The organism is Moorena sp. SIO4G3 (assembly GCF_010692305.1).
Taxonomy (GTDB): Bacteria; Cyanobacteriota; Cyanobacteriia; order Cyanobacteriales; family Coleofasciculaceae; genus Moorena; species Moorena producens_A.
The window spans coordinates 1-10,558 of record NZ_JAAHIG010000308.1 but is presented as its reverse complement, the minus strand read 5'-3'; the positions used below and the strand labels follow the sequence as shown (position 1 = coordinate 10,558).

General features: G+C 43.2%; 6 protein-coding genes. 5 read left to right on the top strand and 1 reads right to left on the bottom strand.

Translation table 11 applies throughout. From position 1 onward, the window contains the following. The first annotated feature begins 470 nt into the window (after nucleotides 1-470). The 5 genes from F6J99_RS34175 to F6J99_RS34155 all read left to right on the top strand — a co-directional run bounded on the left by F6J99_RS34175 (nucleotide 471) and on the right by F6J99_RS34155 (nucleotide 9,879). The gene (locus F6J99_RS34175; protein ID WP_293119791.1) at nucleotides 471-3,419 is read left to right on the top strand and encodes an arylsulfatase; all 2,949 of its coding nucleotides are present in this window, start codon (nucleotides 471-473) and stop codon (nucleotides 3,417-3,419) included. 785 nt (nucleotides 3,420-4,204) lie between these two features. Further along, nucleotides 4,205-4,750, top strand: a complete 546-nt coding sequence (locus tag F6J99_RS34170; protein WP_293119789.1) for an EF-hand domain-containing protein — start codon at nucleotides 4,205-4,207, stop codon at nucleotides 4,748-4,750. Nucleotides 4,751-4,889: 139 nt separating this feature from the next. Beyond that, nucleotides 4,890-5,855 carry a class I SAM-dependent methyltransferase gene (locus F6J99_RS34165; RefSeq protein ID WP_293119787.1) on the top strand — a complete coding sequence of 322 codons (966 nt, stop codon included), beginning with the start codon at nucleotides 4,890-4,892 and terminating at the stop codon, nucleotides 5,853-5,855. 224 nt (nucleotides 5,856-6,079) lie between these two features. Then, nucleotides 6,080-7,753, top strand: coding sequence for an NAD(P)-binding domain-containing protein (locus tag F6J99_RS34160; protein WP_293119785.1), 1,674 nt, complete (start codon nucleotides 6,080-6,082; stop codon nucleotides 7,751-7,753). Between the two features lie 83 nt (nucleotides 7,754-7,836). After that, nucleotides 7,837-9,879: an ABC transporter ATP-binding protein gene (locus F6J99_RS34155; RefSeq protein ID WP_293119783.1), complete on the top strand. Its 2,043-nt coding sequence runs from the start codon at nucleotides 7,837-7,839 to the stop codon at nucleotides 9,877-9,879. Between the two features lie 139 nt (nucleotides 9,880-10,018). Here the strand turns inward: F6J99_RS34155 and F6J99_RS34150 are convergent, their stop codons facing one another. After that, the gene (locus tag F6J99_RS34150; RefSeq protein WP_293119781.1) at nucleotides 10,019-10,255 is read right to left on the bottom strand and encodes a hypothetical protein; all 237 of its coding nucleotides are present in this window, start codon (nucleotides 10,253-10,255) and stop codon (nucleotides 10,019-10,021) included. Nucleotides 10,256-10,558: the final 303 nt, after the last annotated feature.

The following is a 10,558-nucleotide window of genomic DNA, read 5'->3' as shown; positions in this document are numbered from 1 at the left end:
TCTTGTTTTATTTTTCTTACTTGTCTTACTTGTCTTACTTGTCTTACTTGTCTTACTTGTCTTACTTGTCTTACTTGTCTTACTTGTATTACTTGTCTTACTTGTCTTACTTGTCTTACTTGTCTTACTTGTATTACTTGCCTTACTTGTATTACTTGTCTTACTTGCCTTACTTTTAATATATAAGTTTTGTTTATATTAATAAATAATAAAAAAAATAGAATTAGTTTTGATAACTCACAAAAGTAACTTTGGCTAAAACCCTGACTGGATAAGGACTTTAATAATATCCTCTAGTTAAGTAAAATTAAAGATTATAAAGATTATATATATAAGTATCTCTAGAGATTAGCCTTAACCCCTTTGATTAGAAAAATAAATATAACTAGAATGCGATCGCAAACTCTGATAAATTGAAAAACGTTGGCAAGGATTGCCTGAAATAACGACTGTTAGGAAGTCGAAAAACCATGAAAAAAATATTACGAGGGGCGAAAGTAATCGTCCTCTGTTTCCTGATGGCTGTGTTTTCGGTAGGGAACATTTTTCCTGCCCCGGCACTGGCCCAGCAAATGCTGCCCCATCCAGCACAACCCTTCACCGCCAAAATTGGCCTAAGCTACGAAGATTCTGCGAATCCCTATAGCGATGACGTGAAACCAGCGTTGGAATCACCTGAGCTCTATGGTATAGAGAATCCCCCTAATATTCTGGTTGTGTTGCTCGACGACGTTGGCTACAGCCAGTTAAATACCTTCGGTGGCTCTGTTCCAACTGCAACTCTCGACACACTTGCGGAGAATGGCCTCCGGTATACGGAATTCCATACTACTGCCCTCTGTGCCCCCACTCGCTCCGCATTGTTAACTGGACATAACCACCATTCTGCTAGCAACGGGATTCTTCCAGAAATGGGTACAGGATTTCCTGGCTACTCCAGTATGATCCCGGACAGTACAGCCACTATTGGCAAGGTGCTCCATGAATATGGCTACGACACCTCCTGGTATGGTAAAGACCACAACGTACCTCAGTGGGAAACTAGCATCGCCGGTCCTTTTGACCATTGGCCTACCAATTTAGGATTTGACTACTATTATGGCTTTGTTGGTGGCTCCACTGACCAATACCATCCAGCCTCTCTAGTAGAAAACACCACTCGCCTTCAGTCACCAGATACCAATGCTGACGGCACTCCTTACCACTTAACCGTTGACCTAGCCGACCACGCCATTGACCATTTGCGCCAACTCAATGCCGTTGCTCCCCAGAAACCTTTCTTTGCTTACTTTGCCACTGGTGCTACCCACGCCCCACACCAAGTACCGAAGAAATGGATTGACGCCATTAAGGCAATTCAAGAAGCCAAGAAAGTGGAAAATCCAGAGCCTGTTGCCGCCGACGCTAAACGTAGCTTTTTTGATTTGGCAGAGATCAAAGCCATGTTAGGCAAGGTGATCGACGGTGACTTGGATGTTCAGAATTTGGTTACTGCTATTCAAGAAATCCAAAACCCTGACTCTGACATAGTCGCTAATAATCCGGATGCTGGCTCTGGAGGCTCAACTTTGGAAAAGGTCAAGGCCGCTTTAGAAAAAGCCATGGGCAGCGACCTTACTCTGGAGGAAGTGCAGACTATTATTGACAATAGTGTCGATTTCTCCAAAGGTTGGGACTACTACCGTGACCAGACCTTCCAACGACAAAAAGACCTTGGTGTAATTCCTCAAGATGCTTACTTAACTAAGCGTGACGATTCTCTACCGGCCTGGGATTCCCTAGGTCCAGAGCATAAAAAGGTCTACACCGCTATGATGGAAGTGTTTGCAGCTTTCACAGCTCAAACAGACCATGAAGTGGGTCGTGTTATCAAAGAAATTGAAAACATTGGCAAACTTGATAACACCCTGATTTTCTATATTGTTGGTGACAATGGCTCCAGTGCTGAGGGTGAATTGGAAGGATTGCTCAATGAATTGAGTGTATTTAATCAGATCAACGAACCCTTTTACCAAAAGGTGGAAGCAGTTGACGATGGCACCCTAGGTAGCTATCTATACTACAACCATTTCCCTGCAGCTTGGGCGTGGGCGATGGACACTCCTTTCCAGTGGACCAAACAAATTGCCTCTCACTTTGGTGGAACCCGTAACGGTCTGGTGGTTTCCTGGCCGAATGGCATAGATGAAGCACAGAACAACACCACTCGCTACCAGTTCAGTCACGCCATCGACATTATGCCGACAATTCTAGAAGCAATCGGTATCGATGCTCCTGTGGAAGTTGATGGCATTGCTCAAAAGCCGATGGAAGGCACTAGCTTCTTTGATACTTTCAATAACCCTCATCATAAGAGTAGCCACACTACTCAGTACTTCGAGATGTTAGGGAACCAAGGTATTTACAATCGTGAGGTAGATTATCCTGACCCAGCTGATCCTAACCTAACTATTAATGGTAAGGGCTGGATGGCCAGTGCTATCCGCAGTATTCCCTGGGATCCTGATCCAATAGCAGATGAAACACTGCTACATATGAATTGGGAGTTGTACTGCATCGAAGATTGCGGAACTGGTGAAATCAGTTTGGATGAGAATGGAGAAAACCAGGTTTCTATTGAGGGATTAAATTGCGATCAGCAATACGTTCAGTTTCCTAGTTCTGATTACCCTGATGATGGGAGTACCACAGTTTCCCTTAATGACTATGCTCAAGCCCACAACTTGGCTGACCAATGTCCTAACAAATTAGATGAGATGGTCAAGCTCTTCTATGCTGAGGCAGCCCGTTACAATGTTCTACCTTTGAACGATCAAAAGATTGAGCGTTATGACGTTGCCCTAAGGCCTAGTTGGGTTCAAGGAGAACGGACGACATTCACCTACCCCGACAAAATACGGGTAACAGAAGGTGCAATACCTGATGTCAGGAACAAGTATCACACGATTACAGCAAATGTCACAATTCCTGAGGGTACCGAGCCAGAGGGAATGCTAGCAACATTTGGTGGTCGCTTTGCTGGCTATGGCTTCTTTATCAATAAAGACCACAAGCTGGAGTATAACTACAACCTGTCCGACGTTAAGCATACTGGGATTGTATCGGACGATCCGATCGATTCTAGTTATGTATCGTTGAAATTTGTTTATGTGCCCAATTCTGATGAAAATGAAGCTGGTGCAACTGTGACGTTGTATGGCAACGGTGAGCAAATAGGACAAGGCTGTCTTGATGAAAGCCTCCTTAGTCGTTTCACTATTGATGAAACCTTTGATGTTGGCTTCGATACCGGAACTCCTGTGATTGATGACTATACTCTTCCGTTTGATTTTAACGGCACACTCGATACAGTGACGGTTGATATTTCCCCTCCAGAACCAACAGATAACGAAACAATATGTGCTTCGGCAAACAATTAAGCTACTTGAAATTACAGTGCTGTAAGTTTTAAATCCTGAAGTCATGGACTCATAAAGGGCGATCGAATGACCGCCCTTTTTTTTATAGCGTTTCTAGGACTCATGAGGTACACAAGATGGTTTCACTCTTGACTCTTTGCTATTTCCTAATCCCTGCTCCCTGCTCCCTGCTCCCTGCTCCCTCCTAGATATTTGTATCTCACCAGTTATAGAATTGCTATATAGGGTTTGAAATGTGAATATAAGATTAATAGCAAAAAGCAAAAGGCAAAAAGCAAAAGGCAAGAGGCAAGAGGTAAAAAATATTGTCTACATCATAGCTATGATAAACGCTATAAATAGTTTTTGATGTTATGAAAAACCTGAGCAAATATCTAATGGTTTGCTAATTATAACGTTTGAGACTTTTATGATTTTAGCAACGGCGTTATCTAGTTAGCGATCGCATACAGCGCACCATAGCATATCACCAACTTTTACCCACAACGATCAAAGGTTAATTTTACCTCTGGTAGAGAACTGCAAATTACCAAATACCAATCACAGCAACACCTTGGTGGTTTGATTAAAATTTATAAACAAACCCTTGACAAAGAGTATTGTTTATAAGTAATACACCAAGGCTAGATTAGCTGTTTTGTAAGCATTCAGCTATTAGCTGACGCTATTTTTACCCTGACCATGAGCTGTTGCTGTAACCAACGGTGTATTAATTCTGTCCGACTAGTTATCTTAGTATAAACTTAGTGTAAACCTGAATTTAGTACTCCCTGGATAAATTAATTATGTTAACTGAATTTCAGAAGCAAAAATTACCAAGATTGTTTAAAATGTATGACGCCGACAATAACGGTTTCATTGAGCAAGCGGATTTTGAGCGGTTTCTAGAAACCTACTCTCAGGTTGGCGGCTGGGAACCTGGCTCACCCAACTACAATTCTTTGCAATCGAAGTTAATGTCTCGTTGGGATAGTATGCAAAAGTTTGCAGACACCAATCGTGACAATAGGATATCTTTGGAGGAATGGCTGACATATATCGAGAATATCCTTAATGACCAAGGCGTTTATGAAGCGGAAATACGGGGCATCGCCGGTTTCGTCTTTAGCGTATTTGATAGTAATGGGGATGAGCAACTGGATTTGGAGGAATACAGACAGTTTTATCGCACCAGTGGACATGATGAAAATTTGGCTAATGAGGTATTTAAACGGCTCAATTTCAAGGATGATGACTCCATTACTAAAGAAAAACATATCGAGTTAATTGATCAATTCTTCTGTAGTGAAGATCCAGAAGTACCTGGTAATTTTATCTTTGGTCAAGGGTAGATAGAACTGGGTGCATCTCACTAAAAAAAAAATGAGATGCACCTCCCTGTTAACTGTTACCTGTTAGCTTTGCTAAAGCAATTTTCCCCTTTTCCCTACTCCCTAAATTCCCAATTCCCAATTCATATACCAATCCTAAATGAATTGTGAGAATTTTTGTTCCCTTTTCCCTTTTCCCTACTCCCTGTTCCCTGTTCCCTGTTCCCTGTTCCCTGTTCCCTTTGGTATAATCATGCAGGTGCCAACTAGTTCCTTCGACAAAATCAGTCCCACAGCTTTACTAGTGGCTTATGCCAGACAGTTTACCGATATTCCTTATTCCCAAGAATTGGCACAATTGGTTAATGCTCAAGCTTTCGTAGAGCAGTTACAAAAACAACAATCCGATAAATCCTTTGAAGTAGCCGTTTTATTTGAAAGTCGGTATAAAGCTATCAATCAAGTGATAGCTCAATTTCAAACAACTCAAATCCTTGAACTAGCCTCCGGGTTGCTGCCACGGGGCATGGTAATGTCTGGTAACCCTTCTACAACGTTTATCGAGAGTGATTTGCCAGGGATGATAACGGGCAAACAGCAACTGGTGAAACAGCTAGTTGGCGTACGCTCAAACTTGCACTTTGTTGGGATTGATGCCACTAGTCAACCCAGCCAATTCCCTCTCGATGTAGATTATCTAGATTCCCAAAAGCCCATTACTGTAATATGCGAGGGACTACTGCTGTACTTGACCTTACATCAAAAACAGCGGTTATTTGCTAATGTCCGGGAGTTGCTTCAGGTTTATAGTGGTGTGTGGATAACCCCTGATTTAAAGACAAAAGAAGATTTGAGTAGGATCCGAGGAAATAGCCCAGGTTTACAAAAATTCAGCCAGACAGTCAGAGGGATGACAGCCACCTCAGACACAGATACTATCTTTGACAATTTCGATCAGGTTAGGCAGTTTTTAACGGAGCAAGGGTTTCAACTTCAGCGGTATAGTATGCTCAATGTATTAGACCAACTAACTTGCTTGCAACCGTTGGGGATTAATCCTGCTGTTGCTGAATCTATACTCGCGGATTCATTTGTGTTTGCGCTTACTCCCGACATCAGAAGTTAAATAAGCGCGTTGATCGCAGTAATCAGGTACAGTATTAGTGCGTAGGGTGCGTTAGGGGAACCGAGGATTTTATCGGTAGCCACAGTTAGGTTGCTGCCCGTAACGCACCACCGAGTCAAACAACTTTTAGTAGATGCACCCGTTAAATAAGCGCGTTTAACGCAGTTATGAAGTACAGTATTAGTTGAAGATGATTCCCTTAAGATTATATTAAATATTGCCTTTTGAATGGATGCCTTTTCCCTTCAAATGCTAAGCTTTGTACTGAGCAGTATCAGAATTGCTATAGTATGTTAGATTGCATCGTGATTGGAGCAGGGCCAGCCGGTATAGTTACTACAAAAGAATTACTAGAGCAAGGAGTAGGCGAGGTAATCTGTTTAGAGCAAGCAGAGGATTTGGGCGGGGTTTATGCCCATGCCTACGATAGTTTAGTGCTGACTACTTCTTGCGCATTTAGTATGTTTTCTGACTTCTGGATAGGTGATGGTAATCAGCACAAATTCTGGACAAAGAACGAAGCAGTTGACTATTGGAAGAGCTATGCCAAACATTTTGGTGTTTTAGAGAAAATTCGTTTCAATTCCAAAGTTGTAGCACTCACTCCCCAAGACAATCAAGGGTGGGAAATTCAACTAGCCTCTGGAGAGATTTTGCACTCAAAACGGGTAGCCTTGGCAATTGGTAACAACAGTAGATCAAATTATCCAGAGTGGAAAGATTTATTAACTGAGGTGGAGTTTTCCCATTCCAAGGAATATCGTAACCCTGATAACTTTGTGGGCAAAACCGTATTAGTAGTTGGCGGAGGTGAGTCAGCTTCAGACATAGCCCTCGAAATATCTCGTGTCGCCAACAAGTGCTGGGTCAGCCTTCGCAATTCAGCTGGGTGGATAATACCCAGGAAGAGAGGTGACTATGCTGCCGATACTGCTAGCCATCGGGGTGTATACGGTCTACCAAGGGACTATGGACATGCTTTGAGCCAACTTATCTTCCGATTAGAGTTGAGCAAAAACCATCCAGTTCATGATACTATAGTTGAGCTAAATCAGAAGGTTAAGGCTAAAAAAGGGGTCTGGGGGACATACGGAACTAAAAATATCTCTTTACCCAAGGCAATTGTCTATCACGGCTGTCAAGTGGTCGGCGAAATAGTGAAGGTAAAAGATGGTGGCAGAACATTGATCGCGGCTGATGGAGAAACCCTTGAAAACGTCGATGCGGTAGTATTTTGTACGGGCTACAAAAACTATGTGTCTTTCCTGCCTAAGCACTTGAGAAAAACTGACCCCCGGAGTCTTTACAAACATATCTTTCATGCCTTGTATCGGGATAAAATCGCTTGGATTGGTTGGGCACGTCCTGCCATTGGCAGTCAGTTTCCTCTTACGGAAATGCAAGCCAGATTTTTTGCCTTGATTTGTACTGGGGAACGAACTCTTCCCGCTTCTGAGGAAATGGAGCAGGTGGCATCTATTGATAAAGCCAAATATTTACAACAGTTTGAACATAATGCTGTTCGCATCCGAAGCTTGCTTGATTATCATATTTACATCGATGAACTAGCGGATTTAATTGGGTGCAAACCACCCTTGTGGAAATACTTTTTCTTACATCCTCTGCTCTGGTTTACCATCGTATATGGTCCGACGCAAGGTACTCAGTTTCGTTTACGAGGACCAGGCCAAAAGAAAGCCTTGGCTCAAGAGCTGATCAAGAAGTTACCAGTGATTCCATTCAATAATCACGTTATCAAAGCTGGTCTAAGAGGTCGTGTGATTTATGGGTTCAAGGCTGTAGTTAAGGAGTTGTTGAATCCGATCTATTTTGCTAGGAATTTGGCCAAAAACAAAGCTCAATCAGCCTCATGGCTTAATCAGGGGAGTAGGGAGTAGGGAGTAGGGAGTAGGGAGTAAACCCTAGAGTCAAGTTTTGTATCATTTAAGTTAACTCTGCTAACTTAATCCTCTTGAATGCCATGACTGACAATGTTCTTGACGTCCGTAATCTGAAAGTCCAATTCCAAACCGATGTAAAACAGGTCACAGCCGTTGACAGCATTGACTTTCAACTGCGTCGAGGACAAACCCTAGGGATTGTGGGGGAGTCAGGCTCTGGGAAATCAGTCACGTCTTTGGCCATCATGGGTTTGATCCCCTATCCTGGTAAAGTTACCAATGGCGAGATTTATTTCCGACCCTCAACTCGGGAAAAAGGGGTGGATTTACTAGGGCTGAGTCCTGATCAAAAGCAGTCCTACCGGGGTGGTCAAATCTCGATGATTTTTCAAGAACCGATGACCTCCCTTAACCCAGTTTATACCTGTGGGTTTCAACTGACAGAAGCAATTCTGCAACACCAGGATGTTTCCCTAAAAGAAGCAAGGCGTCAAGCCATGGCTCGTCTTCAAGAGGTCAAGCTACTCCCTAGCGACCAACAATTGAGGGAGAGTTTTCTAGAGGAATTCCGTCGGGAGAACCCTGGTCAAGCTATACCAGGGGAACGGCTAATTAATCGCCACATTAACCAGCAAAAACGGGAAATTTTAAAGCGCTATCCCCATGAACTGTCTGGTGGTCAATTGCAGCGGGTCATGATTGCGATCGCAATTTCTTGTAACCCTGATGTGTTGATTGCTGATGAACCCACTACTGCTCTCGATGTTACCGTACAGGCAACCATTCTGGATTTGCTGAGGGAGTTACGGGATACCCGAGGGATGTCCATGATTTTTATTACCCACGACTTAGGCGTGATTGCGGAAATTGCTGACAGCGTAGCGGTGATGTACCAAGGCAAAATTGTGGAAAGGGGTGATGTCTGGAAAATTTTCTCTGAACCAAACCATCCCTACACCAAGGGATTATTAGCCTGTCGCCCAACTCTCGACCAAACTATAACATACCTACCGACTGTTTCTGACTTCATGGAGGTGGTAACTACTCCTAGTGGAGAACAGGTGATCCGAGAAAAATCAAAAGGGTTGAATGTTGACCGGTTCCAGCTTCAAACTTCCCCAGATAACCTACCCTACGGGAACGCTAAAGGCGAACAACCTTCAACCAATAAACCTTCAACCAATAAACCTTCAACCAAACACCCTTCAACCAATAACCCTTCAACCAAACTACCATTAGTTTCGGTTCGTAACTTACAGGTAGGCTTTCCGATTCGAGGCGTATTTGGCGGGACGAAACGCTATATGATGGCAGTCAATGGAGTATCCTTTGATGTTTATCCCAGTGAAACCTTGGGCTTAGTGGGAGAATCCGGTTGTGGCAAATCTACCTTAGCACGAACATTGCTGCGCTTGATTGAACCAATGGGTGGAGAAGTAAACTTTGATGGTCAAGAGATTACCAAAATCAAGGGTATGGGTTTGCGGCAATTACGCCGTGAAATGCAAATTGTGTTTCAGAATCCCTTTAGTTCCCTCGACCCACGACTGAAGATTGGGGAAGCAGTGATGGAACCCCTATTGATTCATGATGTTGGGGGTAATAGTAAGGAAAAACGCGATCGCGTGGCTGAGTTGTTGGAGCGAGTGGATTTAAATCCTGACTGGATGAATCGCTATCCTCACGAATTTTCCGGAGGTCAGCGCCAGCGGGTCTGTATTGCTAGGGCACTCGCTCTTAATCCTAAGTTTATCATTTGTGATGAATCCGTTTCTGCTCTAGATGTTTCCGTACAGGCACAGGTCCTGAATTTGCTCAAACAATTGCAGGAGGATTTCGGCTTAACCTATATCTTCATTTCCCATGACTTGAGTGTAGTCAAATTCATGAGCGATCGCATTATGGTAATGAACCAGGGCAAAATAGAAGAAATTGGTTCAGCTGACAGTATTTATCGAGAACCGCAGCAGGATTATACTCGTCAGCTGATTGCTTCTATTCCCACTGGTACTCTCGATCGGATTCAACAGCAGCAAGACAGACGACAAGCTATGGAAATACCTGAGATTAGTGATCCATGGTCTGTTAATTCTGAGATTAGTGATCCATGGTCTGTTAATTAAGGGAAAGGTTATTTTTTTTAATTCAAAATGCCAAATTAAAAATTCAAAATTACATAAGGTATCAGCTATCAGCTATCAGCTATCAGTATCGAAGTCTGTGCCACGAGTCATGGATTTTTACCCAGACTTTCAATTGTCATTAATCTGGAATTCTTAAATTCTCTCGTTCTAGGTTTATTTTAAGCACCGATCTAGTAGCGTGAGCTAAAAGCTGACGGCTGACGGCTGACGGCTGACGGCTTACAAAATTACTAGCCTTATAATTTTTAATTGTTGACAAGCGATGCAGCGCGGTCTTGGGAAGGCAGCGCGGTCTTGGGGAGGCAGCGCGGTCTTGGGGGTCTCCCCCATGAGCGACTGCCGTGGTCCCCCCCATGAGCGACTGCATCAAGACACGGATACAAGCCCCTGAATTCATTTCAGGGGTATTTTTTAAGTTTGAATTGATAATTTTGAATGGTCGCAAAGCAATCCACCTTCCCCCCAAATTAGTTTTTTAAGTTTTTTAACTCTTTTGCATTACTTCAGTGTTTTGTGTTATTAGTAAAGTAAGGGGGCGACCGATGAAGGCGCTCAAAGGAGTGAGGATTCCGTAATCCTCCAAAAAGGCTAGGGTTCGAGCCTAGTTCCCACCCGAAGGGGCGTAATAAGATGGGTAACATCGGTTTTTTACACTACT